The following is a 24,063-nucleotide window of genomic DNA, read 5'->3' as shown; positions in this document are numbered from 1 at the left end:
CTGGCGGCAGGGGCTTCCATTTCATGAATTCGCCAACCTTTTCAGGCGGGCCCCGCCCGTGAAAACGCTGGGAGGGGCTCTCCAATGCAGGCCCTTGCGCAGTCTCAAACGAGTGGTCAGAGCGCTGAGACAGCAGGCAGTGTCTCATACCGACGTTCCGTCATCGAACTTCCCTGTGACAGGGCTCCATAGTTGCCGACAGACAGGCGGCGAACGCCTGCACCGTCAGAACCAGAAGGAGACCCTCATGCGAGCACGAGCTCTCGTCGCCACGTTGGGCCTGCTGGGCGCCGCGGGCGCCGGCATCCTGGCCGGCGCACCGACCGCGATGGCCGCCCCCGCGGGCTGCCCCTCCGGCGCGACCTGCGCGTACACGGGCACCAACTTCACCGGTTCGGTGGGGCCGATCTACGGCAACAACAGCAACCTCACCGTCTACAGCACCTTCCGGAACGTCGAGTCCGTCTACAACAACGGCACGCAGTGCGAGGACTTCATGTTCTACGGCGAGAACCTGACCGGTTCCTCGTTCGGGATCCCGATCGGCTACCAGAACCAGAACCTGGGCGGCAGTTGGGCGTGGCACCACATCGACTCCAACCAGTGGTGCAACGCGTAGTGACCGCACGACACCTGCTGCCACTGCTCGTCGTGGCGCTGCTTGCCGCTTCCGGTTGCTCTGCGACCGGAAGCGGCAAGGCCCCGACCACGACGGTCCCCGGCCCGACCGCGCCGACCGCCGCTGCGGCCGCTCAGCCCGGCGGCGGCCGATCGGTCGAGCCCTTCGACGGGCTCGTCGAACAGTCCGCCGCCCAGCAGACGTTGCTGCAACTGGCACAGAGCACGCTGACCGCGCAGTGCATGCGCGGGCGCGGGTTCAGCTACCAGATCCCGCGTCCCCCGGCGCCGGTCGACGACGCCGCGAACAGCTCCTACGGCCTGCTCACCGCGTCGACGGCCGCAGCGCAGGGGTACGGCATCACGGACAACGCCTTCATCCGCCGCGCCGACAATGCCACAGGGACGAGCGCCCAACCGGAGGGCAACCGACCGGGTTTCATGTCCGCGTTGGTCGGTACCACCGCCCACCGGTCCGTGATCACGCTGCCTGACGGCTCGGACATCTCGTACAACGCGGACGGCTGCGTGACCACCGCCATCGTGCAGTTGTACGGGGACGCCTGGAATCCCGCGTACTACACCCTTGCCGTGGCAACCGAGCAGATCCAGAATCAGGTGCTCCAGTCGCCGCTGTGGACCTCGGCGGTGAGCGCCTGGAGCCGCTGCATGAACAGCACCTACCACGAGGACTTGGCAAGTCCTCAGGCGGCGCGCGCCCAGGTCGCCGCGACCGTCGCCGACGCGGTGGCGAAGGCTCCCGGCGACGCCGGTCCCGCGTACCTGTCCGCGCAGCGTGGCAAGGAGATCGCCCTCGCGTCGCAGGACGCCGTCTGTCAGGCCCGCGTGGGTCTGGCCTCCGCGGCGGCCCGTGCGCAGCTCGCTCCCGAACAGACCGCCCAGACGTCGTACCGCGCGGACGTGGCGACTTTTGCCACCGATCTGCGCACCGCCGTGGCCCGCGCCCAGCAGTTGGTCGGGCAGTTGGTCGGGCGCCCCACCAGTTGACCGCCCCACGTCGCACAAGTCGATCGAAAGGACCGGACCTGCATGTTCGCTTCCCACCGGGGGAGTCGCGTCCCCCGTTTACGCACCTGGTTCGCCGTGGCCGCCACCGCGTCGGCGGCGGGCGCGGGCCTGCTCGTCTCCGCAGGGCCCGCGCTGGCCGCCGCGCCCGCGCCCATTCCGCTGACGTCCGCGTCGTGTCCCGCCGACATGGCGCAGGGTGAGATCGACGGCTGCGTCACCGAGTTGCAGGACCTGCTCAACAGCCACGGTGCCAAGCTGTCGGTGGACGGTGACTTCGGTCCGGCGACGTTCACGGCGGTGGAGAACTACCAGGCGGCGCACGGTTTGTCGCGCGACGGGATCGTCGGCCCGCTGACCAAGGCGTCGCTGGACGCCACGTCGGTTCCCGCGCCGATCGCCCTGACGTCGTCGGCGTGTCCGGCGGACATCGCCGAGGGTGAGATCGACGGCTGCGTCACCAAGCTGCAGCAACTCCTCAACACCCACGGCGCGGGGTTGTCGGTGGACGGCGACTTCGGTCCCGCCACCTTCACCGCCGTCGAGAACTACCAGTCGGCGCACGGCCTGGCCAAGGACGGGATCGTCGGTCCCAACACCAAGGCGTCGCTGGACGGTTCCAGCACTTCGGTGCCCGCGCCGATCGCGTTGACGTCCGCGTCGTGTCCCGCCGACATGGCGCAGGGTGAGATCGACGGCTGCGTCACCGAGTTGCAGGACCTGCTCAACGCCCACGGCGCGGGCCTGTCGGTGGACGGCGACTTCGGTCCGGCGACGGTCACGGCGGTGAAGAACTACCAGTCCGACCACGGGCTGACGGCCGACGGGATCGTCGGTCCCAACACCAAGGCATCGCTGGACGGTGGGAGCACGCCGCCGCCTCCGCCGCCCGGTGGTGGGGTGTTGGCGAAGGTCGTCAGCTATGCGCAGGCCATCGAGAACGGCGACGCGGAGACAGGCTGGGGCGGCGGCTACATCCAGTACGTCTGGGGCGGCGGCCACGAGTCCCAGCCGGGCCCGTCCACCGGCACCTGCGTCGGCGACCCGCAGTCGCTGAGCTGCTCCGACCCGGGCGCGATCGGCCTGGACTGCTCCGGTTTCGCACGCTGGGTCTACGACCTGGCCTACGGCAGCGACGTGCTCGGCTCGGGGGCGACCGGCAACCAGATCGCGGAGATGACGCAGGTCAGCTCGCCGGTCCCGGGTGACCTGGTCTTCTTCGGCAGCAGCGCGTCCAACACCGAGCACGTCGGCGTCTACATCGGCAACGGCCAGATGATCAACGCCTACGACACCGGCACGAACGTCCAGACCAACAACATCTCGGCGGGCGGCAACCTGGTGGGCTACTACCAGTACTGAGTGACGCGGACCGGTAGCGCACCGGTAGCGCCGACACTCGGCCAAGCACCCCACGGCCCGTCCCCTTGCCTTACAGGGGACGGGCCACGGGTGCTGCAGACCGACGCCTAGCACCCCTACCCCTCCAGCGAGCGCTGACGATCCGGGCCGCGCATGCCCGCGCGGACGCGGCGGCCGCCGTCGACGAGGAGGTCGGCGCCGGTGACCCAGGACGCCTCGTCGGAGAGCAGCCAGACGATCGCGTGGGCCACGTCCTCCGGCTCGCCGAGCCGACCCAGCGGGGTCTGGGCGGCGAGGCCCAACTCGTCGCGTTCCCAGTAGAACCGGGCCAGCTCGGTGCGGACCAGGCCGGGGGAGACCGCGTTGACGCGGACGGCGGGTGCGAGCTCGGCCGCGAGGTGGCGGGTGAGCTGTGACAGCGCCGCCTTGCTGGTCTCGTAGGCGGCCAGGCCGGGGCCGACGCCTGGCACGCCCTCGGTGACGACGGTGACCACCGCGCCGCCGTGCTCGCGCATCCAGCCCTCCCACGCCGCCCGGACCAGGGCCAGCGGGCCGTGGACGTTGACCGCGAAGGTCTCCTCCCAGGCGGCAGGGTCGCCCTCGACAGCCAGGCAGCCGAGCGGCTGGTTCGCACCGGCGTTGCAGACGACGTAGTCGAGCCGCCCGAAGGCCTCCAACGCCAGGCCCGCCCAGCGCCGGACGTCCACCGGGTCGCCCGCCGAGCCGACCGCCGCCAGCAGCCGGCCGGGGGCCGGGCCGAGTTCGTCCAGCGCCTCGTCGAGGCCGTCCTTGCCGCGCGCCCCGATCAGCACCGAGGCCCCGGCCGCCAGCAGGTGTCGGGCGACCGCGCGCCCGATCCCGCGTGAGCCACCGGTCACCACGGCCGCCTTGCCGTCCATCCGCATCCGGCCATGGTGCGCCCCGACGCTTCACTCGTCCATACGCAAAGTGCGGGATTGGAAGGGGAGTTGACGCCACGGTAGGTTGACGGGCGACAGGGGTGAGCACGACACATGGGGGCGCACGATGACGCATTCCGACCTGCCGCAGCCCGACCGTCAGCAGTCCGACCTGCCGCAGTCCGACGACGCACCGTTGGTCAACGACGAGACGTTCAAGGCCGCCTCGCACGCCCGCTACGCGGAACTGCGCACCCACGGCCCTGTCCAGCGGGTCCGGCAGCCCAACGGGCTGGACCTGTTCCTGGTGCTCGACCACGACCTGGCCCGTACCGCGCTGATGCACCCGGACCTGCGCAAGGACCCCGAGATCGCCCGCGCCGCCCTGGACGCCGCCGGCGTCACCTCCTACCAGGGCCGGGGACAGGGCCTCGGGGCCAACATGCTGATGGCCGACCCGCCCGACCACGCCCGGCTGCGCGGCCCGGTCGCCCGCACCTTCACCCCGCGCCGCGTCGAGGCGCTGCGACCCCGGGTGCAGGAGATCACGGACGCGCTGATCGACGCGATCGAGGCCAAGGCGGCGGCCGGTGAACCGATCGACCTGGTCGAGGACTTCACCGCGCCGCTGCCGGTGATGGTCATCTGCGAACTGCTCGGCGTCCCGCTGGACCACCAGGACGACTTCCGCCGCTGGACGCTGGCCGCCGTCGCGGGCAGCTCCTCGATGCCGTCTCCGGCGCAGCGCGAGGGCGCCGAGGCGCTCAACCGCTACTTCGCCGAGCTGCTGGCCGAGAAGTCCAAGGACCCCAGCGGCGAGGACCTGCTCTGTGCGCTGATCCGGCTGAGCCGCGAGGAGGAGGGCGCGCTCTCGGACGAGGAGCTGCTCGGCACCGCCGTCATCCTGCTCGTCGCGGGGCACGAGACGACGGTCAACCTGCTCGGCAACGCCACGGCCGCGCTGCTGGACCAGCCCGAACAGGCCGCGCTGCTGCGCGAGAGCCCCGAGCTGCTCCCGGGCGCGGTCGAGGAGTTCCTGCGCTTCGACGCCCCCGTCGAGCAGACCCCGCTGCGGTTCGCCGCGCAGGACGTCGAGCTCGGCGGAGTGGTGATCCCGCAGGGCACGCCGGTCGTCGTCTCGCTGGCCGCCGTCGGCCGCGACCCGCAGACGGGCTCGGACACGGCTGCCGCGCTGGACCGGCTCGACGTGACCCGGACCGACGTCAAGCACCTCTCCTTCGGGCACGGCATCCACTACTGCGTGGGTGCGCCACTGGCCCGGCTGGAGGCGGTGGTCGCTCTCGGCACGCTGCTGCGCCGCCTGCCGCAGCTCGCCCCGGCCGTCCCCTACACGGAGCTGCGCTGGACCGAGCGGGGCATCATGCACGGCCCGATCGCCCTCCCGGCGTCCCTGAGCGCCACCGAAGCCACCGAAGCCACCGAAGCTGCCGATGCCGCCCGTGCTGCCGAAGCTGGGAAGTCGGCCGCAAAAGCTTAGAGAAATATGACGGCACCCGGTTCTCCCTGGTCACCCGGGCAGGGGAGTGCTGGGATGGAACCATGCAGCAGAGCGGTGGTCAGCGGGGTGCGGGCACGCCCGTCGGGCGGCGGGTCGTGCTCGGCGTGCTCGCGCTGGGCGCGGCGGGGGTGGCGTTCGGGGCGCGGATCCAGAACGGGCTCGACAACGTGCTGGCCAACGTGAGCAGTCACGACCCGACGGGGCTGACGGGCCTGCTGCCGGGCGGTGACGGCTTCCGGTTCTATTCGGTCGCCGACTCCATCCCGCACCGCAGCGCCACGGACTACCGGCTCACGGTCGGTGGCCTGGTCGACCGCCCGGCCACCTACACGCTGGCCGACCTGCAGGCGATGCAGCAGACCCGGCTGGTCAAGGACGTCCAGTGCGTCACCGGCTGGCGGGTGCCCAAGGTGGAGTTCAAGGGCGTGCTGCTGAGCGACCTGCTGGACATGTCCGGCGTCCAGGCCCAGGGCACGGCGCTGCACTTCACCTGCTTCGACGGCGTCTACACCGAGAGCCTCACGCTGGCCGAGGCCCGGCGGAACGACGTGCTGGTCGCCCACGAGATGAACGGCGCGCCCGTCACCGACGCCCACGGCGGGCCGGTGCGGCTCTACGTCGCGCCCATGTACTTCTACAAGTCGGCCAAGTGGTTGTCCGGCATCACCGTGACCTCGCAGGTCGAACCGGGCTACTGGGAGCAGTACGGATATGACGTCGAAGCGTGGGTCGGCAACTCCAACGGACGCAACGACGCCCCCACCTCCACCGGCTGACCCGATGCCCGCGCCGGACCCGGAGTTCCTGCGCCGCTTCACCGTCGCCGAGCGCTGGGTGCACCGGACGACCGCGACGCTGATGATGGTCGCCATCCTCAGCGCGGCCTTCCTCTATGTGCCGCAGCTCGCCGAACTCGTGGGCCGCAGACGGCTGCTGGTGATAATCCACGAGTGGAGCGGGGTGCTGCTGCCGCTGCCGCTCGCCGTCGGCCTCTTCTTCCGCTCGGTCCGCGCGGACCTGCGGCGGCTCAACCGGTTCGTCCCCCAGGACCGGGGCTGGACCTGGCGGGCCCTGCGCCACGGCACCCGCCACGCGGGCCCGGCGGGCAAGTTCAACGCCGGGCAGAAGATGTACGCGGCGCTGATCTCGGGCGCGACGCTGGTGATGGTCGGCACCGGGCTGATCCTCTGGTTCCCCAACCTGGCCGCGCTGGACGTCCGTACGGGGGCGACCTTCGTCCACGACTGGCTGGCGCTGGTCATCGGCGTCCTGGTGCTCGGGCACATCCGGATGGCCGCCAAGGACCCGGAGGCCCGCCGCGGCATGCGCACGGGCCTGGTCGGACGCCCCTGGGCACGCCGCGAACACCCGCTCTGGGCGCAGGAGTTGGACGAACAGCGCAGGGCGGGGGAGGAGCAGCGCACGGCGGAGGAGGAGCCGCGGCCGGACGACTCCCCTTCCGGGCCGCAGGGCTGACCGTCAGGCCGACGCCCCACGCTGCTGCCGGGCCCGTTCGATCCTCGCCGCGACCCCGTCCAGGAAGGTCGCAAGGGTCATCCGGAACACCTCCGCGTCGTCGCGGAACAGCTCCGTCAGCCGGGGCGCACTCCGGTGCAGCAGCGGGAACTCCTCCTCGGGCAGCGTCGCGTACTTGACCGCCCAGGCCGCCTCGTCCTTGGCCTGCGTCGCCGGGTCGAGCGAGGAGAAGGCGGCCGTGTACTGGGTCATCGCCAGCGTCAGGTCGAGCAACGAGCGGTAGCACTCGGCGGCCTCGACCACCCCGAGCCCGGCCCGGTGCAGCACCGAGATCAACAGCTCGACGCTGTGCGTCTCCGCCGGGCTGGCGGTGGTGCGCGCCGCGGCGAGGACCGCGAGGGCCGGTCGGGCCAGGTAGGAGGCGCGGACACTCTCGGAAGTGACGGTCAGCCAGGCGCGCCAGTCGTCGGACGGGCCGTCGGGCAGCGCCGCGCGGGCCAGGTCGATGCCCTCCTGGATGGTCAGATCGGTGAGGGCCAGGACCAGTTCGTCCTTGTCGCGGAAGTGCCGGTAGACCGCCGTCGGGTCGGCGCCCAGCTCCTTGCCCAGCCGGCTGAAGGTCAACTGGCCACCGCCCTCGGGGGAGCAGAGCCGCAGGGCCGCCTCGAGGATTGACTCCCGGGTGAGCGCGACGCGCCGCTTCGCCGCCTGCTGTGCCTCGTCGGTCTGGCCGTCCGGCTCGACGTCCTTCTCCACGCGTGCCACCACGCGGGCCTCACTTCCTCGGTCGGGTCGTTCGCCGTCATCGGCTCTCGCATCCGATCGTAACGAAGAGTCATTGTCAATGCCATTGACAGCAGCGTTGTCACGGGCTTTGCTACTCCACACATCCGGCAGCGCTGCCCCCGGTTCGCCCCCGTCCCTGCCCTGGAGTGCGCCCGTGCACCGTGAACAAACCCCCGCTGACCTGGTCTTTCTCGGCGGTCCCGTCTACACCGTCGACCCCGCCCGGTCCTGGGCCGGGGCGGTCGCCGTCCGCGACGGCCGCATCACAGCCGTCGGCCAGGACCATGACGTCCGCCCGTTGATCGGCCCCGGCACCGAGGTCGTCGACCTGGCCGGCCGACTGCTGCTGCCCGGGTTCCAGGACGCCCACGTCCACCCGGTCCTGGCCGGGACCACCCTGCGCAGCTGCGACCTGCACCAGTTGGAGACCGCCGACGCGTACGTCGCCGCCGTCGCCGACTACGCCGCCGCCCGCCCCGAGGTCGCCTGGATCACCGGCGGCGGCTGGAGCATGGAGGCCTTCCCCGGCGGGACCCCGCACCGCGCCCTGCTCGACGCGATCGGCGCGGTCGGCGACCGGCCGGTCGCGCTGCCCAACCGCGACGGCCACGGCCTCTGGGTCAACAGCCGCGCGCTGGGGATCGCCGGGATCACCGCGGACACCCCCGACCCGGCCGACGGCCGGATCGAGCGGGACGCCGACGGCACCCCGACCGGCATGCTCCAGGAGGGCGCGGCCGAACTGGTGCTGCGCCATCTGCCCGCCACCACCGACGAGGACTTCTACCAGGGGCTGTTGGCCGGTCAGGCCTACCTGCACTCCTACGGCATCACCGGCTGGCAGGACGCGGCGGTCGGCCCGGCCTTCGGCCCCGGCGACGTCTACGGCGCCTACCTGCGTGCCGACCGCGAGGGCACGCTCACCGCACGGGTGCGCGCCGCCCAATGGTGGGACCGCGCGGGCGGGCTGGAGCAGCTGCCGGGCTTCCAGGACCGCCGCGCCGAGGCCGAGCGGAACGGCGGCCGGTTCCGCGCCGGATCGGTCAAGATCATGCTCGACGGCGTCGCGGAGAACCACACCGCCGCCATGCTGGAGCCCTACCTCGACGGCTGCGGCTGCTCCTCCGGCAACTCCGGGCTCGACTTCGTCGACCCCGAGAAACTCGGCGGCTACGTCGCCGAGTTGGACGCCGCAGGCTTCCAGGTGCACTTCCACGCGCTCGGCGACCGCGCGGTACGCAACGCGCTGGACGCGATCGAGGAGGCCCAGCGGCGCAACGGCGACCGGGGCAACCGGCACCACCTGGCCCACCTCCAGGTGGTCCACCCCGACGACGTCGCGCGCTTCCGCAGCCTGGGCGCGACCGCCAACATCCAGCCGCTGTGGGCCTGCCACGAGCCGCAGATGGACGAGTTGACCATCCCGTTCCTCGGCGAGCGCCGGGCCGGCTGGCAGTACCCGTTCGGCTCGCTGCTGCGCGCCGGGGCGATGCTGGCCGCCGGTTCCGACTGGTCGGTCTCCACCCCGGACGTGATGGCCGGGATCCACGTCGCCGTCAACCGCACCGGGGAGGAAGACCCGAACCGGGTCTTCGGTCCCGAGGAGCGAATCGACCTCGGCTCCGCGCTGGCCGCGTACACCGCGGGCACGGCCCGGGTGAACCACCTCGACGACGTCACCGGCTCGATCCGGCCGGGGACTTACGCCGACCTGGTGATGCTCGACCGCAACCCCTTCGACAGCCCGTCCCAGGCTATCGCCGAGACCCGGGTGCTGCGCACCTACGTCCAGGGCGACCTGGTCCACGCCGCCGACGCCACCTCGAACTGACCCGACCGCCGAGGAGACCCCCACCATGACCTCAAGGACCTCAGGGCCCTCCAGAACCTCCGGGCGCCTGCTGCGCGCCGTGCTCTGCGGCACCGCGGTCGGCCTGCTCGCCACCACCACGGCGTGCAGCTCGGGCGGCGGCAGCACCCCGAACGCCAAGAGCAACTTCTCCACCGCGCAGGTGACCACGGCGCCCGGCACCAAGGCGCTGACCTCGCTCACCTGGTCCGGCGACTACCGCGCGCCCTACTCCGAGGACCCGATCAAGACCGCCGACTACCCCGAGGAGACCATCCTCGGCAACGTCTGCGAGCCGCTGATCCGCGTCGCCGCCGACTACTCGATGCACCCGGGCATCGCCACGTCCTGGAGCCAGCCCGACCCGGAGCACGTCGTGGTGAACCTGGACCCGCGCGCCCGGTTCAGCGACGGCAAGCCGGTCACCACCGCCGACGTGGTCTACAGCCTGGCCCGCAACATGGACCCCAACGAGGCCAGCAACTACGCCGACTCCTACAACGACGTCGCCTCGATCAAGGCGACCGGCCCGGAGCAGGTGACCGTCGCGCTCACCAAGCCGGACTACATCTTCACCCGCCAACTCGGCATCCTGGGCGCGGCGATCGTCGAGAAGGCCTTCGCCGTCAAGACCGGCGCCAACTTCGGCAACGCCAACGTCGGCGTGGTCTGCTCCGGCCCGTACACCATCGCCTCCTTCGACGGCACCAACGCGATGGTGCTGAAGAAGAACCCCAACTACTGGGATCCCAGCCACGCGGGCAAGGCCGACACGGTCACCTTCAAGTTCCTCTCCGACCCCTCCGCGCTGGCCAACGCGCTCTCCTCCGGCTCGCTCGACGGCGCGTTCGACCTGGCTGCGTCCACCGTCCCGCAGCTCAGCAAGGCCGCCGCAGGCAAGCTCTACATCGGCGGCGAGGGCTCGACGACGCAGAACATCGACCTCGTCGTCTCCAGCTTCAGCGGCGGCCTCGCCGACGCCCGCACCCGGCAGGCGCTGTCCATGGCCATCGACCGGAAGGGCATCGTCAGCGCGCTGTTCGACGGCGCGGCCGACCCGCTCTACTCGGTGGCCGGTCCCGGCTTCTGGCTGGGCAACCCGGCACAGTCCACCTACCAGGCCGCCTACGACAAGCTGGTCAAGGGCCCGGACGTCGCCGACGCCACCAAGCTGGTGCAGCAGGCTGGCGCGACCGGAAAGACCGTCACCATCGCCTACGCCGCCAGCACGCCGTCCCAGGCGCAGCTCGCCGAGGTGCTGCAGCAGACCGGCGAGCAGATCGGCCTCAAGGTCAAGCTGGCCGGTCTGCCGGACCAGCAGTACGGCAACCTCTTCACCGACCCCAAGGCGCGCTCCGGCTACGACGGCTTCCTGACGATCAACTACATGGAGTTCCCCGAGGCCGCGACCATGTACGCGAGCTACGCGAGCAAGACCGGGGTGCAGAACTTCAACGGCTACGCCAACCCGGCCGTCCAGGCCGCACTCGACGCCGCCCAGGCGACGAACGACCCGACGGCCCGCGCCCAGGCGGTCATCAAGGCCCAGGACATCCTGAACACGGACCTGCCCTGGATCCCGATCGTCGCGCCACGCGCGCTGCTCTTCCAGAACAACGGCGTCACCGGCGCCCCGCTGACCTTCTCCTACATGGACAACGCGTGGGTCAGCGCGATCGGGGCGCCCTGATGGGCCGACTCCTGCTGCACCGCCTCGGTGGCCTGCTCACCACGCTCTTCCTGTCCAGCATCCTCATCTTCGGCAGCCTCTACCTCGCCCCCGGCAGCCCGGAGAACGTGCTCTTCGGCAACCGGATGCCGAGCCCCGCGGTCCGCGCGGCGGTCCGGCACCGGCTGCACCTCGACCAGCCGCTGCCGGTCCGCTACTGGGACTGGCTGACCGGCGTCCTCCACGGCGACCTCGGCACCTCCATGGTCACCGGCCAGCCGGTCGCCGACCGGATCGGCGCCGGGCTCGCCACCACGGTGCTGCTGGTGCTGATGACGATGGTCCTGGTCGTCGTCCTCGGCATGGGCATGGGTCTGGCCGCCGCGCTGCTGCCGGGCCGGGTCGACGGCGCGGTGAGCGCGCTGACCTCGGTCTCGGTCACCGTGCCGCCGTTCGTCGCGTCGACGCTGCTGATCTCCGTCTTCGCGGTCAAGGCGGGCTGGTTCCCGGCTTCCGGGATCGGCGACGGTCTGGGCGGCAAGCTCGACGGGCTGGTGCTGCCAGCCGTGGCCATGGCCGTGATCTCCTGCGGCTTCCTGGCCCGGGTCACCCGCAACGCGGTCCGCGAGCAGGTGGAGCGCGAGCACGTGCAGACCGCGCTGGTGCGCGGCCTGCCACGGACGACCGTGCTGCGCAGTCACGTCCTGCGCAACGCGATGCCGCCGATCATCACCGCCATCGGCCTGCTCACCGCCGGGACCTTCGCCTCGACGCTGGTCGTCGAGTCGGCCTTCGCGGTGCCGGGGATCGGGCAGTTGACCATCCAGTCCGTGGCGCAGAAGGACTTCCCGGTCGTCCAGGCCGTGGCGTTGATGCTGGTCGCCGCGTTCGTGCTGTGCAACGCGGCCAGCGACCTGATCCAGGCCCTCGTCGACCCGCGGCTGCGCGAGGCAGGGAGCACCTCATGAAAGCCTTCGTCAAGCGCGCGTACGGGCAGTTGGGCCCGTCCGGCACCGTCGCCGCCGTCTTCCTCATCGTCGTCCTGCTGGTCGCCCTCGCCGCACCGCTGGTCGCCCCGGCCGACCCCAACCAGGCCAACCTGCTGGACGCGTACGCCGGTCCGTCCGGCAGCCATCTGCTGGGCGCGGACGGCATCGGCCGCGACATCCTCTCCCGGCTGGTCTACGGCTCGCGGACCAGCCTGCTCGGCCCGGCGCTGGTCGTCGGCGTCGCCCTGCTGATCGGCATCCCCCTCGCGCTGGCCGCGAGTTGGTACGGCGGGCTGGTCGACGGCGTGGTGGCGCGGATCTTCGACCTGGTCTACGCGCTCCCCGGGCTGCTGCTCGCCGTGCTGACCGTGGCGCTGTTCGGGCCGGGGCTGACCCCGGCGGTGGTGGCGCTGTCCATCGCCTACATCCCCTTCCTGGCCCGGATCGTCCGGGCGGCGGCACGGCAGCAGCGGGTCAGCCCGTACGTCGACGCGCTGGCGGTGCAGGGGTTCGGTGCGATCCGGATCACGGTCCGTCACATCCTGCGCAACATCATGCCGGTGGTGGTCGGGCAGGCCGCCATCGCGTTCGGCTACGCCCTGCTGGACTTGGCCTCGCTGTCCTACCTGGGCCTCGCCGTCCAGGCGCCCACGCCGGACTGGGGCGTGATGGTCAGCGACAGCGACGCGCTGCTCAAGGGCTACTGGCTCCCGGTGATCGCGCCGGGCGTGCTGATCGTGCTCACGGTCCTCGCGTTGACGGTGCTGGGCGCCCGGATCAGCGGCGAGAAGCCGCCGGGCTACCTGCGCCGGGCCAAGAAGCAGCAACGGCAGCAGTCGGTCACCGCCCCCGTGAACGACAACACCCCGGTGGGAGCCGCACGATGACCACACCACTGCTGGAACTGTCCGGCCTGACCGTCGACTTCGCGACCGACGACGGCGGCTCGCGGACCCTGCTCGACGGCGTGGACCTGAGCCTCGCGCCCGGCGAGGCGCTCGGCCTGGTCGGCGAGTCGGGCTCGGGCAAGTCGATGACCGTCCGCGCGGTCACCCGGCTGCTGCCGCCCGCCGCGACCGCCTCCGGGACCGTCCGCTTCGAGGGCCACGACGTCGGCGCGATGGACGCCGCCGCGCTGCGGGGATACCGCGACAGCGGCGTCGGCATGGTCTTCCAGGACCCCCGCGCCCATATCAACCCGACCCGGCGGATCGGCGCCTTCCTGATCGAGGCCCTGGTGAAGAACCGGGGCCTGAAGAAGCGCGACGCCCTGGCCCGCGCCGAGGCGGTGCTCGCCGACGTCGGCATCGACGACCCGGCGCGGCGGCTGCGCCAGTACCCGCACGAGGTCTCCGGCGGCATGCTCCAGCGCGTGATGATCGCCTCGGTGCTGCTGGCCGAACCCCGGCTGATCCTGGCCGACGAGCCGACCACCGCGCTGGACGTCACCATCCAGCGCGAGGTCGTCGCGATTCTGGACCGGCTGCGCCGCGAGCGTGGCATGGGGATGGTCTTCATCACCCACGACCTGGACCTCGCCCTGGCCGTCTGCGGGCGTGTCGCGGTGATGTACGCGGGCCGGATCGTCGAACTGCGCACCGCCGAGACACTGCACCGACGCGCCGCCCACCCGTACACGCTGGGCCTGCTGGGCTCGCGTCCGGCGATCGACGAGCGCGCGGAGCGGCTGACGGCCATCCCCGGCCGCCCGGTCTCCGCCTTCGAGGCGGGCCCCGGCTGCGCGTTCGCCCCGCGCTGCGGCTTCGCGACGGACGCCTGCCACACCACCCCGCAGCAGCTCACGGAGTTCGACGGCGGCCAGGTCCGCTGCGGTCGGCTCGCCGAGATCCACCCGGACCGCATCGGTCTCGCGAACCAGGAGGCGACCGCGTGAACGCCGTCGAAGGCAGTGCCGCCCCAGCCGGCACCGTTGAAGGCAGTGCCGTTGAGGTGCGGGGCCTGAACAAGTTCTTCAAGGCCCACCACGCCGTCGTCGATGTCACCTTCGACATCCCCCTGGGCGGTTCGCTCGGGATCGTGGGGGAGTCGGGGTCGGGCAAGACCACCATCGCCCGGATGCTGATCGGCCTGGAGCGCCCGAGCAGCGGCACCATCGCGGTCATGGGCCGGGACCGCAGCCGTCCGGCACGCGGCAGCGGCGAGCGCAACGCCCGCGCCCGGGAGCTGCAGATCGTCTTCCAGGACCCCTACACCTCGCTCGACCCGAGCCAGAGCGCGCGGGCCGCCGTGGAGGAGGTGCTCCGCCACCACGGCGGCCTGTCCGCCGCCGAGCGTGCGGCACGGCTCGACGAGCTGGTCGACCAGGTGGGCCTGACCGAGCGTCAGGCAGGTGCCAGGCCGCGTGACCTCTCCGGCGGCCAGCGCCAACGCGTCGCCATCGCCCGCGCGTTGGCCGCCCGGCCGAAGGCGCTGGTGCTGGACGAGGCGGTCTCCGCGCTGGACGTGTCGATCCAGGCGCAGATCCTCAACCTGCTGGCGGACATCCGCCAGGAGACCGGGATCGCCTACCTGCTGATCTCGCACGACCTCGCCGTGGTCCGGCAGCTGTGCGACTCCGCACTGGTGCTGCGGCGCGGGCGGGTGGTCGAGCAGGGCGACTGCGCGCGGATCCTGGACGATCCGGCCGAGGAGTACACCCGCGCCCTGCGCGAGGCGGTCCCGGTCCCCGGCTGGACCGTCGGTGGCTGACCTGCTCAGGCGGGCCGGACGGTGACCGTCAGCACGGTCCCCGGCCGGGCCGACGGGACCGAGACGTCCGCCGTCCCGTACCAGCCGTCGCGCGGCTGCCGGACGTCGACGTGCGTGCACGCGGATCCCGCGCCGGTGACGGCGATCGCCGCGCCGCCCGGGTAGACGGTGGGCGGCAGCACGAGCCGCGTGGGCGCGGTCACCCCGGTGACGCGGTACCGCAGCGTCCAGACCCCCGTCGCCGCGTCGTAGGAGTCGCTGACCGGGCTGCCCGCCAACGCCCGTGCGTACGGGGCGAAGACGGGCGCGTCGCCGGGGTGCGGGGTGCCGTCGGGGCCGAGCGGGGTGTAGCCGCCGTTGCCCTCGCCCCAGTACCACATGGTCCAACCGGCGGCGAACTGCCGCATGGCGGCCACCTGTTGGGCGACCAGCTCGGTGTTGCCGGGACGGTCCGCGTCCGGCGGGCCCCACTCGCCGACCAGCACGGGCATGTGGTGCGCCGTCGGGTAGGCGGTGATGGCGGCGAGGTAGTTCTGGATGAACCCGTCCGCCGGGTTCCAGTCCTGGCCGTTCTCCACGTTCGTGTCGTAGAAGTGCGGCGCGTAGCCGATCCTGGGCGCGCCGTGCCGGGGGTCGGCGAAGCCGGGCAGCTGCGTCGGGACGCCCTCGCCGACCAGCACCGTCGGCTCGACGAAGATCCAGGAGCGGGAGTCCTGGCTGCGCACCGCCGTGATCAGCCGCCGGTACATGGCGGCCAGCCGTCCCTGTTCCAGCGCGGCGGAGGCGGCGATCTGGTCGGCCGGGTTCGACGGGTCGCCCGCGATCGGGCCGCTCGGCTCGTTGAACAGGTCGTAGCCAAGCAGCGAGCGGTGACCGTGCAGCTCACGGGCCACACGGGCGTAGAAGTCGGCCTGGTCGCGCCGCAGGTCCGCGTCGTCGTAGAGATGGGTGAAGGCGCGCTGGACGGCGGGCTGGAAGTAGCCGGCGAACCAGTCGCTCGGATCGGGGACGAACGGGAGCCCGTCGTCCCGGGTGGCCCAGAGCGGCGCGCCGTCCGGGCTGCCGCCGTCGTACTTGGGGCCGAAGACGTCCTGGTGGAAGTCGACGACCACGCGCAGCCCGTACCGGTCGGCGGCGTCCATCAGGGTCCGCAGCTTGGCGAACTCCGCCTCGTCGTAGACGCCGCGCTGCGGTTCCAGCCGGGCCCAGGTGATGTCGAGACGGATCAGGTCGAAGCCGTGCGCGGCGATGGCACGGATGTCGGCGGGGGTGGTCTCGTCGTACTTGTCGACGTTGAAACCGCGCAGGCCGAGCAGCCGCCCCTGGTCGTCGGTGAACCCCGGCGTCCCGCCGGAGGGGACGGACGCGGTGGTGGTTGCTGCGGAGACGACGGCGGCCGGGCGGGCGACGGCAGCGGTGGCGGCTGTGGGTGCGGTGAGCCCGGCGGCCAGCGCCAGGGCGATCAGTGCGGCGGAGCGACGGGCGCGCAAGGGCACCTCCGAAGGGAGCGGGCCGGCGAAGCACTCTGATGGCCGCCGATCATGCTCCCCGGGCCGCGCGGACGCAAGGCTAATGCGAGGATTCCTCATGTTCTTGTTCGCGACGCCGCCTGTTCCCGCCGTCTGTGCTTACCGTCTCTGCCTCCGCTGCCGTGCGATGTCAGTGCCGTCCCCGATACTCGGACCCATGACCGCACCGGAGCTCGACCCCGCCCGCCTGCGCGCCTGGTGGGCACACCGCCAGGGCCTCGACGGCTCGCTGTCCGGGGCCGACCCGGCCACCGTGCTGACCCGCACCGGCTGGGCCCGGTCCGTCGGCGGCGCGGCCCCCTACCTCGGACTCTTCGCCCGCGCCGGGCTCTCGCGTGAGGCCGTGGACGCGGCCGTCGCCGCGCTGGAGATCCACGAGCTCCCCTCGGCGCGCGGCTGCACCTACGTCCTCCCGGCCGCCGACTTCGCCCTCGGCCTCACCCTCGGTGCGGGCGCGCCCGAGGGCGAGCTCGCCGCGGCCCGCAAGCATCTGGGCGTGACCGACGCCGAGATCGACGCGCTGCGCGCCGCCGTGCTGGCCGCACTCGACTCGGCCCAGGCCCCGCTCGACCCCGCCGCGATCAAGGACGCCGTCGGCGACGCGGTCCGCAACCTCGGCGAGGCGGGCAAGAAGCGCGGCACCGCGACCACGCTCCCGCTCGCCCTCGGGCTGCTCCAGGCGAGCGGCGAGATCCGCCGGTCCCCCGTCAACGGCCGTCTGGACCAGCAGCGTTACGGATACGTCCGCTGGCAGGCCGGGCCGGTGGACGTGGCCGACGCCGACGTCGAGCTCGCCCGGCGGTACTTCGCTTGGGCCGCGCCCGCCTCGCTCGCCCACTTCCGCTGGTTCTCCGGCTTCACCGCCGCCCGTGCCAAGGCCGCGATCGCGCCGCTGGGCCTGACCCCCGTGGCGGCGGCCGAGGGCGCGGAGCTGCTGCTCCCTCCGGGGCTGGCCGAGGAGTTCGCGGCCTACCGGCGTCCCGAGAAACCGCACTACGCGCTGCTGGCCGGGATCGACGGCATCCACCTGCTCCACCGCGACCTCGCCCGCCTGATCGACCCGGCGGACACCGAGCGGCCCGTCCCGGGCGCCAAGGCCGGGCGGGTCTTCGGCTCGGACGCCGACCCGCAGTGCCACATCGTGGTCGACCGGGGCCGGATCGTGGGCTTCTGGGAGTACGACACCGAGCGGTCCGAGCTGGTCCACCAGCTCTTCGTCCCGCTCGACGCCGCCCTCGACGACGCGCTGACCAGCACCGAGGCCTTCGTCCGCGACCAGCTCGGCGACGCCCGCGGCTTCAGCCTGGATTCGCCCAAGAGCCGCGCGCCCAAGATCGCCGCAATGCGCGAGGCAGCAGGCAACGGCTGAGGGGTACCCGTCGTACGGCGGGCTGACAGTGGACAGCCACGCGCCTAAGCTGACGCCACCTCCGCCAGGGGGTCGCGCGGGGAAACACCGGGAGGGGCCGTGACGGTGAACACCAGCAGTCCGCTCAGCCCGGTCGTGCGCCGCACCCTGGTGGTGCCACGCACCGTGGGCGCGGCCTACGCCGCGCTGCTGCTGACGCTGGCCCCCTCGCACACCGACGCGCTCTTCGCCTGGACCATGTCCCCGGTCACGGCCACCCTGATCGGCGCCGGGTATGCGGGCAGCTGCGCGATGCTCTGGCTCTGCGCCGCGCGTGCCCGGCAGTGGGCGCAGGCGCGGGTCTCCGTGCTCAGCTCCTCCCTGTTCATGCTGCTGATGCTGGTCGCGATCCTGCTGGACCACGGCACGCTCCACCTGAAGGGCGGTCAGCTCCTGGCCGTGCTCGCCGCCTACGGCTGGCTCGGCGTCCACCTTCTCGCGCCGCTGAGCGGTGCGGCGGCGCTCTACGCGCAGCGGTCCGGCGCTCCGGGGGAGCGGCCCGGGCCGCTGCCGTGGTGGGTGTCGCTGCCGACCGTCTCCTCCGGCGCGTTCCTGACGGGCCTCGGCGGCCTGCTCTTCACGTCGCCCGCCTGGGCGGTCCGGAACTGGCCCTGGACGGTGGGCCGGCTCGACATCCGCGTGCTCGCCGCGTTCACACTGACGTTCGGCATCGCCATGCTGCTGACCGTCCGCGACCGGGAACTCCAGCGGGTGCGCCACGGCATGGTCGCCCTGGTGGTCACCGGGCTGCTCGGGCTGGCCGGTCTGCTCCGCTACGCGGACCAGGTCCGCTGGGACTCGGTCGGCGCATCGGGCGTGGTCGCGGTGCTGATGCTCCTGTTCGGCCTGGGCCTTTCCGGCCTGGGGCTCTCGGTCGTGCTGCCGCGCTCCCTGCCGACGAGCGCGCGGCGGAGAGCGTCACCGACCGCAGCCCCGACCGCACCGCTGGGGACGGCCGGTGGACCGGGATCCGGTGCGCACAACCCCGCTTGAGTAGGTGTCAGTGTTGCGGGGTACTCTCTCCAACTGGACGGACAGTTGCACACCGACCTCACGGGGCGGATAGGCTTCGCACACGGCCCTGGTGCCTTCCAAGGGGTGGGACATGGAACAGATGCAACAGCTGCGCAGGCCGCGGATCCCCGCGGTCCAGTGCGGCACAGGTGTGGCGAGTCGCCGGCTCGACCGGCACCTCGCGGTGCTCGGCGCGCCCGCGCTGCCGCAGGTCGACGTCGCCGAGGCGGTCGGCCTGATAAGGGAGCTGACGCCGCGCGGCATCTCCGTCAACGAGCCCGCGGTTGCGGCACGCCCCAACCGTTTCTCGCGCACGGTCCTGCTGGCTCCGCTGCGTCGGCTCTCCCGCTCGCTCTTCGGCAGCCGGGGGCGGTAACCCCGGTTCTGCCGGGCCACGGCGGAGCGGCGTCCTCATGACGCGCTACTCCGCCGTGGTCTGCTTCAGCACGACCTGGTACGCTTTCTCCTCGCCCCGCTCCGCCAGCCTCCACCCCGCGGCGGTGCGGACCAGCCGGTCGACGTACCAGAGCCCGCACTGCAGCAGTCCGCCCTCGTCGGGCAGCGGCATCGGGTTGTGACACATCGTCCGCGCGGTGGCGCTGTCCCCGTCGATCTCGACCAGCATGTTCGCCACCAGGTGCTGCGTGGCCGGGAACATCGGCAGCACCGACTCCAGGAATGCGCAGATCTCGGGCACCGTCCCGCGCGGTCCGCCCATCGCGGTGTAGTCCACGACGGCGTCCTCGGTGAAGACCTCCTTGAGCGCCGCCCAGTCGCGGCTGTCCACGGCATGCGCGTATCGCGCGAACAGTTCCTGGATCTCCAGGCGGTCGGAGATCTCCTGAAGCGTCAACATGCGCGCCAGTGTGGGCGGGAGGCCCGCAGAAGTGAAGAGCCGTGATGCCCTGAGCGGCCCTGACGGGCCGTGAGGTGATCACCGGATCGGGCTAGCGCAGGGGGCGCGGGGTGGCGCGCGCTCCTACGTTCGGAGTGGTAGGGACCACGACGAGAGGCGCAGTCATGCTCACACACCGACGTCCGACCATGCTCCTGCTGTGCGGCCTGACCGCGGCGACCCTCGCCGGCACGGCGGGCTGCTCCAGCAGCACGAAGGCGGCGGTCAGCAGCGCCGCCAGCGGCAAGGCCTCCTCCCTCGCCTCCGCCGCGCAGTCCGCGGCGGCGGGCGCGGCAGCGAGCGTGAAGGCGAGCGTCTCCGCGAAGGCCTCGGCCAAGGCCTCGTCGTTGGTGGTGAAGAACGTGACCGCGGGCGCGTTCTGCGCCATGAACGGCGAGAACGGCGAGACCAAGTCCGGTCAGGCGATGACCTGCAAGAAGGACTCCGCCGGCAAGGACCGCTGGACCTCCGCGGTGAACGCCTCCGCGTCGGCAAAGGCGGGCCAGTTCTGCGCGACCTCCAACGCGACGGCGACGAGCGGCAGCACGAAGCTCGTCTGCAAGGCCGGCTCCGACGGCCGCGACCGCTGGACGAAGCAGTAGCTTGCACTATCTAGGGGCGCGGGGAACTGCGCGAGAAACCACTGGCATGCGGATGGCCCTGCGCGTTCGAGGCTCTACCTGTGTGGGTGGCTTGTCGCGCAGTTCCCCGCGCCCCTGGGTGTTGCAACTACCTGCGGCAGCACACGACCACCTGGTCGCGCCCACGCGGCGGAGCCGCACATCGGCAGAGCGCCGCGCCCCTAGATAGTGCAACGACCTGCGGCAGCGAATGTGCAGATGACGAACTGGTAACGAATGCCCGTGAGTTCTCCCAGCCCCGCTCCGTGACCGCGGTGCCCGGTGCCCGTCAGGGCCAGAGGCGTTCGCGGGTCCATGGGCGGGTTCCGGGCCGTTCGGCCCGGTAGCGCAGGCGGACGTGGCCGCGTCCCTGCGTGCCCTGCCAGAACTCCACCGTGCTCGCGCGGAGCGTGAACACCGCATGCTGCGGATCCACCGCGTCCGGCTCCGTCTCCACCCGGGCCAGCGCCTCCGCGAAGGCCCGCGGCAGCTCCGCGGGCTCGCGCAGCACCTCGCTCTGGTGGCCGACCAGGCTCGCCGCACGAGAGGCGGGCAGGCGGCTCAGGAAGTCCGCCGCGGCCGTCTCCGCGTCCGCCCGCTCCACCACGCCGCGGACGCGGATCTGGCGGGCCTGCTCGCGCCAGTGGAAGCCGAGTGCCGCGTGCGGCTGCCCGAGCAGTTGCCGTGCCTTGGGGCTGCCCGCGTCGGTGGCGAAGGTCCAGCCGCGCTCGTCGGCGTCGCGCAGTGCGACCACCCGCAGATCGGGGACGCCGTCGGCGTCGACCGTGGCAAGCGTCATCGCATGGGGTTCGCGGACGCCCTCCTCGACGGCGCGGGTCAGCCAGGCGAGGAACAGCGGGAACGGTTCCTCCGGCGCCTGCTCGGGGTCGTCCGGGTCGAACACGGGCAGCTCGCCCGCCATCATCGGCACGCCGAAGAGCAGCCGCCGCACCGGACCGAGCCCCTCCCGCGGGTCCGCCCCGAAGCGCTCAGCCCCCGAGCGCTCAGCCCCCGAGCTCACGCGCGCAGCCCGGCGGCGATGGAGCGGGCCAGTCGCTCCAGGTACTTCTGGGTGACCGGCTCCCTGGTCACCAGCAGGTGCCAGTAGAGCGGGCCCGCGATCAGGTCCAGGGCCAGGTCGGGGTCGGTTCCGGCCGGGAGCTCGCCGCGGCTGACGGCCCGCTCGACCAGCGCGGCGCTGCTCTCGCGCTGGCTCTCGCGCAGGGCCAGGGCCAGCGTCCCGGCGATGTCGGGGTTGCGCGCGGCCTCCGCCAGCAGGTCGGGGACGATCTGCGCGGCCAGCGGGTGGCGCAGCACTCGGTAGACGACCTGGATCAGCAGCCGCAGGTCCAGCTCCAACGAGCCGGTGTCCGGCAGCACGACGCCCGTGGTGACCAGGTCGGAGACGACCTCGATCACCATCGGCAGCTTGGAGCGCCAGCGCCGGTAGACCGCCGTCTTGCCCACTCCGGCGCGCCGGGCCACGGCCTCGATCGACAGCCGGGCGTATCCGGTGGTGGCCAGCTCCTCGAAGACAGCGGCGCGAATGGCTTCGGTCACATCGTCCCGCAGCACCGCGGCCCCGGTGGGCTGCCGCTTCGTCTCGCCGGACCCCGAACCTGCGGCCGGGCTTGACGCCGAGTTGGCTGCCGAGCTGGACGCCACCTGTGAATCCGCTGGATCCACGACAGCGGCAGGCGTCGACTGAGTTCCCATATGCTCCCCTGTCAGCACTGGTGAGTGTCCGACTCCGGTTCCGGAGGTCCCCGAGGGTTCCCGAAGGTTCCGAAGCCAACGCTACGCCAGCGTTGCGACGTTACGGTTGCGTTCCGTCGCCAGTCCCCGTTAGCGTCTCTTCAGGATGAGACGATACCGTTTCGTCCTGTCCAGTGGGACGGATGCTTGGGAGTAGCGTGTCCACGGTGTATGAGCAACGGGCGGCAGATGTGGCCGGCCCGGATGCGGGGCTCAGCCCCGCAGAGCTGGCGGCGAAGTACGGCCTGAAGCTGAGCGGCAAGCGCCCCTCGCTCCTCGAGTACTCCCGGCAGCTCTGGGCCCGGCGGTTCTTCATCGGCGCCTACGCCACCGCGAAGCTCGTGGTGCAGTACTCGTCGTCGAAGCTGGGCCAGGTCTGGCAGGTCCTGACGCCGCTGCTGAACGCGGGCGTCTACTTCCTGGTCTTCGGCATGCTGCTGGGGACGAGCCGCGGCATCCCCGACTACATCCCGTACCTGTGTACGGGTGTCTTCGTCTTCAACTTCACCCAGCAGGCGGTGCTGAACGGCACCCGTGCCATCTCGGACAACCTGGGCCTGATCCGCGCGCTGCAGTTCCCGCGCGCCTGTCTGCCGATCGCCTTCACGGTCAACCAGCTCCAGCAGCTGGTGATCTCGATGGGCGTGCTCGGCGTGATCATCCTGGTCAGCGGCCTGCCGATCACCATGCACTGGCTGCTGGTGATCCCGATCCTGCTCCTGCAGTCGTGCTTCAACGCGGGGCTGGCCATGTGGATGGCCCGTATCGGGGCCAAGACCAGCGACATGGCGCAGCTGATGCCGTTCATCATCCGCACCTGGATGTACCTGTCGGGCATCTTCTGGTCGGTCAGCACGGTCACCGCGCACCTGCCGCACCCGGCCGCCGTGGCGATCGACCTGAACCCCGCGCTGATCTTCAACGAACTGATGCGCTACGCCCTGATGGACTCGGTCCCGGCGAGCAGCCTGCCGCACCACGTCTGGGTGATGGCCGCTGCCTGGGCCGTGGTCGGCGGTCTCGGTGGATATGTCTTCTTCTGGAAGGCTGAGGAGGAGTACGGCCGTGGATGACCAGGAGATGATCGACAGCGTGCTGGCGCCGGAAGGCCCGCCGCCCGCTCCCGCGGAGAAGATCCCGACGGTGGTCGTGGACGACGTCCACATCATCTACAAGGTCTACGGCGCCGGCGCCGGCAAGGGCTCCGCGACCTCGGCCCTGTCCCGGATCATGATGCGCAAGGCCTCGCCCGCGCTCAGCGAGGTGCACGCCGTCAAGGGCATCAGCTTCACCGCGTACAAGGGCGAGGCGGTCGGCCTGATCGGCTCGAACGGCTCCGGCAAGTCGACCACCCTCGCCGCCATCGCGGGCCTGCTCCCGCCCGCCTCCGGCGCGATCTACACCGACGGCCAGCCGTCGCTCCTCGGCGTGAACGCGGCGCTGATGAACGACCTGACCGGCGAGCGCAACGTGGTGCTCGGTTGCCTGGCGATGGGCATGACCTACGCCGAGGTGCGCGAGAAGTACCAGGAGATCGTCGACTTCTCGGGCATCAACGAGAAGGGCGACTTCATCTCGCTGCCGATGCGCACGTACTCGTCCGGTATGAGCGCCCGTCTGCGGTTCTCCATCTCGGCGGCCCGCACCCACGACGTGCTGATGATCGACGAGGCGCTGTCGACCGGTGACGCGGCCTTCCGCAAGCGCAGCGAGGAGCGGATCCGCGAGCTGCGCAAGGAGGCCGGTACGGTCTTCCTGGTCTCGCACAGCAACTCCACGATCCGCGAGACCTGCAACCGGACCATCTGGCTGGAGCACGGCGTCATCCGGGCCGACGGCGACACCGAGGACGTCGTCAAGGAGTACGAGGACTGGACCGCCACGCGCAAGTAGTACGCGCTGGTAACACGCTCTGGTAACACGCACCGGACGGCTGCTCA

Annotated in this window: 24 protein-coding genes; 18 read left to right on the top strand and 6 right to left on the bottom strand. The window is 71.8% G+C overall.

All coding sequences use genetic code 11. The features are described from left to right. Window positions 1-247 precede the first annotated feature (247 nt). The 3 genes from I2501_RS19130 (at window position 248) to I2501_RS40640 (ending at window position 3,006) form a co-directional block, all read left to right on the top strand. Window positions 248-619: a peptidase inhibitor family I36 protein gene (locus I2501_RS19130; protein ID WP_196195295.1), complete on the top strand. Its 372-nt coding sequence runs from the start codon at window positions 248-250 to the stop codon at window positions 617-619. Then, window positions 619-1,626 carry a hypothetical protein gene (locus tag I2501_RS19125; protein ID WP_196195294.1) on the top strand — a complete coding sequence of 336 codons (1,008 nt, stop codon included), beginning with the start codon at window positions 619-621 and terminating at the stop codon, window positions 1,624-1,626. Before I2501_RS19130 ends, I2501_RS19125 begins: the two co-directional genes overlap by 1 nt. A gap of 96 nt (window positions 1,627-1,722) precedes the next feature. Next, window positions 1,723-3,006: a C40 family peptidase gene (locus tag I2501_RS40640; protein WP_328806466.1), complete on the top strand. Its 1,284-nt coding sequence runs from the start codon at window positions 1,723-1,725 to the stop codon at window positions 3,004-3,006. 116 nt (window positions 3,007-3,122) lie between these two features. Here I2501_RS40640 and I2501_RS19115 read toward each other — a convergent pair whose 3' ends face one another. Next, window positions 3,123-3,911: an SDR family oxidoreductase gene (locus I2501_RS19115; RefSeq protein WP_196195293.1), complete on the bottom strand. Its 789-nt coding sequence runs from the start codon at window positions 3,909-3,911 to the stop codon at window positions 3,123-3,125. A gap of 121 nt (window positions 3,912-4,032) precedes the next feature. Between I2501_RS19115 and I2501_RS19110 the strand changes: the two genes are divergently transcribed. From I2501_RS19110 to I2501_RS19100, 3 genes are all read left to right on the top strand, one after another. Beyond that, window positions 4,033-5,403 carry a cytochrome P450 family protein gene (locus tag I2501_RS19110; protein ID WP_196195292.1) on the top strand — a complete coding sequence of 457 codons (1,371 nt, stop codon included), beginning with the start codon at window positions 4,033-4,035 and terminating at the stop codon, window positions 5,401-5,403. Between the two features lie 62 nt (window positions 5,404-5,465). After that, window positions 5,466-6,200 (top strand): molybdopterin-dependent oxidoreductase, encoded by a 735-nt coding sequence (locus tag I2501_RS19105; RefSeq protein WP_196195291.1) that lies wholly within the window; start codon window positions 5,466-5,468, stop codon window positions 6,198-6,200. A 4-nt stretch (window positions 6,201-6,204) separates the two neighbouring features. Beyond that, the gene (locus I2501_RS19100; RefSeq protein ID WP_236046642.1) at window positions 6,205-6,900 is read left to right on the top strand and encodes a cytochrome b/b6 domain-containing protein; all 696 of its coding nucleotides are present in this window, start codon (window positions 6,205-6,207) and stop codon (window positions 6,898-6,900) included. 3 nt (window positions 6,901-6,903) lie between these two features. On the opposite strand, the gene I2501_RS19095 is transcribed toward I2501_RS19100, so the two are convergent. Beyond that, window positions 6,904-7,668 carry a TetR/AcrR family transcriptional regulator gene (locus tag I2501_RS19095; RefSeq protein ID WP_196195289.1) on the bottom strand — a complete coding sequence of 255 codons (765 nt, stop codon included), beginning with the start codon at window positions 7,666-7,668 and terminating at the stop codon, window positions 6,904-6,906. A gap of 76 nt (window positions 7,669-7,744) precedes the next feature. On the opposite strand from I2501_RS19095, the gene I2501_RS19090 reads away from it, so the two are divergent. From I2501_RS19090 to I2501_RS19065, 6 genes are read left to right on the top strand one after another with little or no spacing between them, the layout of a single operon-like run. Beyond that, entirely contained in the window at window positions 7,745-9,517 is a 1,773-nt protein-coding gene (locus I2501_RS19090) for an amidohydrolase (protein ID WP_196195288.1), read from the top strand. 25 nt (window positions 9,518-9,542) lie between these two features. Then, window positions 9,543-11,225 carry an ABC transporter substrate-binding protein gene (locus tag I2501_RS19085; RefSeq protein WP_196195287.1) on the top strand — a complete coding sequence of 561 codons (1,683 nt, stop codon included), beginning with the start codon at window positions 9,543-9,545 and terminating at the stop codon, window positions 11,223-11,225. Next, complete coding sequence (locus I2501_RS19080; RefSeq protein WP_196195286.1) at window positions 11,198-12,172, top strand: ABC transporter permease; 975 nt, start codon at window positions 11,198-11,200, stop codon at window positions 12,170-12,172. Before I2501_RS19085 ends, I2501_RS19080 begins: the two co-directional genes overlap by 28 nt. Continuing rightward, complete coding sequence (locus I2501_RS19075) at window positions 12,169-13,080, top strand: ABC transporter permease (protein WP_196195285.1); 912 nt, start codon at window positions 12,169-12,171, stop codon at window positions 13,078-13,080. Before I2501_RS19080 ends, I2501_RS19075 begins: the two co-directional genes overlap by 4 nt. Then, window positions 13,077-14,087: an ABC transporter ATP-binding protein gene (locus I2501_RS19070; RefSeq protein ID WP_196195284.1), complete on the top strand. Its 1,011-nt coding sequence runs from the start codon at window positions 13,077-13,079 to the stop codon at window positions 14,085-14,087. Before I2501_RS19075 ends, I2501_RS19070 begins: the two co-directional genes overlap by 4 nt. After that, complete coding sequence (locus I2501_RS19065; RefSeq protein ID WP_196195283.1) at window positions 14,084-14,902, top strand: ABC transporter ATP-binding protein; 819 nt, start codon at window positions 14,084-14,086, stop codon at window positions 14,900-14,902. The genes I2501_RS19070 and I2501_RS19065 overlap by 4 nt, the downstream gene beginning before the upstream one ends. 5 nt (window positions 14,903-14,907) lie before the next feature. On the opposite strand, the gene I2501_RS19060 is transcribed toward I2501_RS19065, so the two are convergent. Next, the gene (locus I2501_RS19060; RefSeq protein ID WP_196195282.1) at window positions 14,908-16,392 is read right to left on the bottom strand and encodes a cellulase family glycosylhydrolase; all 1,485 of its coding nucleotides are present in this window, start codon (window positions 16,390-16,392) and stop codon (window positions 14,908-14,910) included. A 196-nt stretch (window positions 16,393-16,588) separates the two neighbouring features. On the opposite strand from I2501_RS19060, the gene I2501_RS19055 reads away from it, so the two are divergent. The 3 genes from I2501_RS19055 to I2501_RS19045 all read left to right on the top strand — a co-directional run bounded on the left by I2501_RS19055 (window position 16,589) and on the right by I2501_RS19045 (window position 19,229). After that, complete coding sequence (locus tag I2501_RS19055) at window positions 16,589-17,800, top strand: DNA glycosylase AlkZ-like family protein (RefSeq protein WP_196195281.1); 1,212 nt, start codon at window positions 16,589-16,591, stop codon at window positions 17,798-17,800. A gap of 99 nt (window positions 17,801-17,899) precedes the next feature. Further along, window positions 17,900-18,832: a hypothetical protein gene (locus I2501_RS19050; protein ID WP_196195280.1), complete on the top strand. Its 933-nt coding sequence runs from the start codon at window positions 17,900-17,902 to the stop codon at window positions 18,830-18,832. A gap of 112 nt (window positions 18,833-18,944) precedes the next feature. After that, a complete protein-coding gene (locus tag I2501_RS19045; protein WP_196195279.1) occupies window positions 18,945-19,229 on the top strand; it encodes a hypothetical protein in 285 nt (94 codons plus the stop codon). A 45-nt stretch (window positions 19,230-19,274) separates the two neighbouring features. Here I2501_RS19045 and I2501_RS19040 read toward each other — a convergent pair whose 3' ends face one another. After that, window positions 19,275-19,709 carry a nuclear transport factor 2 family protein gene (locus I2501_RS19040; protein WP_196195278.1) on the bottom strand — a complete coding sequence of 145 codons (435 nt, stop codon included), beginning with the start codon at window positions 19,707-19,709 and terminating at the stop codon, window positions 19,275-19,277. A 164-nt stretch (window positions 19,710-19,873) separates the two neighbouring features. Between I2501_RS19040 and I2501_RS19035 the strand changes: the two genes are divergently transcribed. After that, complete coding sequence (locus tag I2501_RS19035; protein ID WP_196195277.1) at window positions 19,874-20,350, top strand: hypothetical protein; 477 nt, start codon at window positions 19,874-19,876, stop codon at window positions 20,348-20,350. A gap of 307 nt (window positions 20,351-20,657) precedes the next feature. Here I2501_RS19035 and I2501_RS19030 read toward each other — a convergent pair whose 3' ends face one another. Together I2501_RS19030 and I2501_RS19025 are read right to left on the bottom strand one after the other, a co-directional pair. After that, entirely contained in the window at window positions 20,658-21,389 is a 732-nt protein-coding gene (locus I2501_RS19030) for a pyridoxine/pyridoxamine 5'-phosphate oxidase (protein WP_328806464.1), read from the bottom strand. Further along, on the bottom strand, window positions 21,386-22,084 hold the full coding sequence (locus tag I2501_RS19025) for a TetR/AcrR family transcriptional regulator (protein WP_196195276.1): 699 nt from the start codon (window positions 22,082-22,084) through the stop codon (window positions 21,386-21,388). The genes I2501_RS19030 and I2501_RS19025 overlap by 4 nt, the downstream gene beginning before the upstream one ends. A gap of 182 nt (window positions 22,085-22,266) precedes the next feature. Between I2501_RS19025 and I2501_RS19020 the strand changes: the two genes are divergently transcribed. Further along, on the top strand, window positions 22,267-23,196 hold the full coding sequence (locus I2501_RS19020; RefSeq protein WP_196195275.1) for an ABC transporter permease: 930 nt from the start codon (window positions 22,267-22,269) through the stop codon (window positions 23,194-23,196). A 7-nt stretch (window positions 23,197-23,203) separates the two neighbouring features. Beyond that, window positions 23,204-24,016, top strand: a complete 813-nt coding sequence (locus tag I2501_RS19015; RefSeq protein WP_196195429.1) for an ABC transporter ATP-binding protein — start codon at window positions 23,204-23,206, stop codon at window positions 24,014-24,016. The last annotated feature ends 47 nt before the right edge of the window (window positions 24,017-24,063 follow it).

Source organism: Streptacidiphilus fuscans (genome assembly GCF_015690355.1).
GTDB classification, from domain to species: domain Bacteria; phylum Actinomycetota; class Actinomycetes; order Streptomycetales; family Streptomycetaceae; genus Streptacidiphilus; species Streptacidiphilus fuscans.
The sequence above is the reverse complement of the archived record's forward strand: the minus strand, read 5'-3'. Positions and strand labels throughout refer to the sequence as shown.

Coding starts and splice junctions, on each gene's coding strand:
- I2501_RS19085 (WP_196195287.1), top strand. CDS start 9,543: ATGACCTCAAGGACCTCAGGGCCCTCCAGAACCTCCGGGCGCCTGCTG.
- I2501_RS19035 (WP_196195277.1), top strand. CDS start 19,874: ATGCTCACACACCGACGTCCGACCATGCTCCTGCTGTGCGGCCTGACC.
- I2501_RS19070 (WP_196195284.1), top strand. CDS start 13,077: ATGACCACACCACTGCTGGAACTGTCCGGCCTGACCGTCGACTTCGCG.
- I2501_RS19075 (WP_196195285.1), top strand. CDS start 12,169: ATGAAAGCCTTCGTCAAGCGCGCGTACGGGCAGTTGGGCCCGTCCGGC.
- I2501_RS19055 (WP_196195281.1), top strand. CDS start 16,589: ATGACCGCACCGGAGCTCGACCCCGCCCGCCTGCGCGCCTGGTGGGCA.
- I2501_RS19015 (WP_196195429.1), top strand. CDS start 23,204: ATGATCGACAGCGTGCTGGCGCCGGAAGGCCCGCCGCCCGCTCCCGCG.
- I2501_RS19100 (WP_236046642.1), top strand. CDS start 6,205: ATGCCCGCGCCGGACCCGGAGTTCCTGCGCCGCTTCACCGTCGCCGAG.
- I2501_RS19040 (WP_196195278.1), bottom strand. CDS start 19,709: ATGTTGACGCTTCAGGAGATCTCCGACCGCCTGGAGATCCAGGAACTG.
- I2501_RS19090 (WP_196195288.1), top strand. CDS start 7,745: ATGCCATTGACAGCAGCGTTGTCACGGGCTTTGCTACTCCACACATCC.
- I2501_RS19110 (WP_196195292.1), top strand. CDS start 4,033: ATGACGCATTCCGACCTGCCGCAGCCCGACCGTCAGCAGTCCGACCTG.
- I2501_RS19105 (WP_196195291.1), top strand. CDS start 5,466: ATGCAGCAGAGCGGTGGTCAGCGGGGTGCGGGCACGCCCGTCGGGCGG.
- I2501_RS19045 (WP_196195279.1), top strand. CDS start 18,945: ATGGAACAGATGCAACAGCTGCGCAGGCCGCGGATCCCCGCGGTCCAG.
- I2501_RS19025 (WP_196195276.1), bottom strand. CDS start 22,084: ATGGGAACTCAGTCGACGCCTGCCGCTGTCGTGGATCCAGCGGATTCA.
- I2501_RS19130 (WP_196195295.1), top strand. CDS start 248: ATGCGAGCACGAGCTCTCGTCGCCACGTTGGGCCTGCTGGGCGCCGCG.
- I2501_RS19020 (WP_196195275.1), top strand. CDS start 22,267: ATGCTTGGGAGTAGCGTGTCCACGGTGTATGAGCAACGGGCGGCAGAT.
- I2501_RS19115 (WP_196195293.1), bottom strand. CDS start 3,911: ATGCGGATGGACGGCAAGGCGGCCGTGGTGACCGGTGGCTCACGCGGG.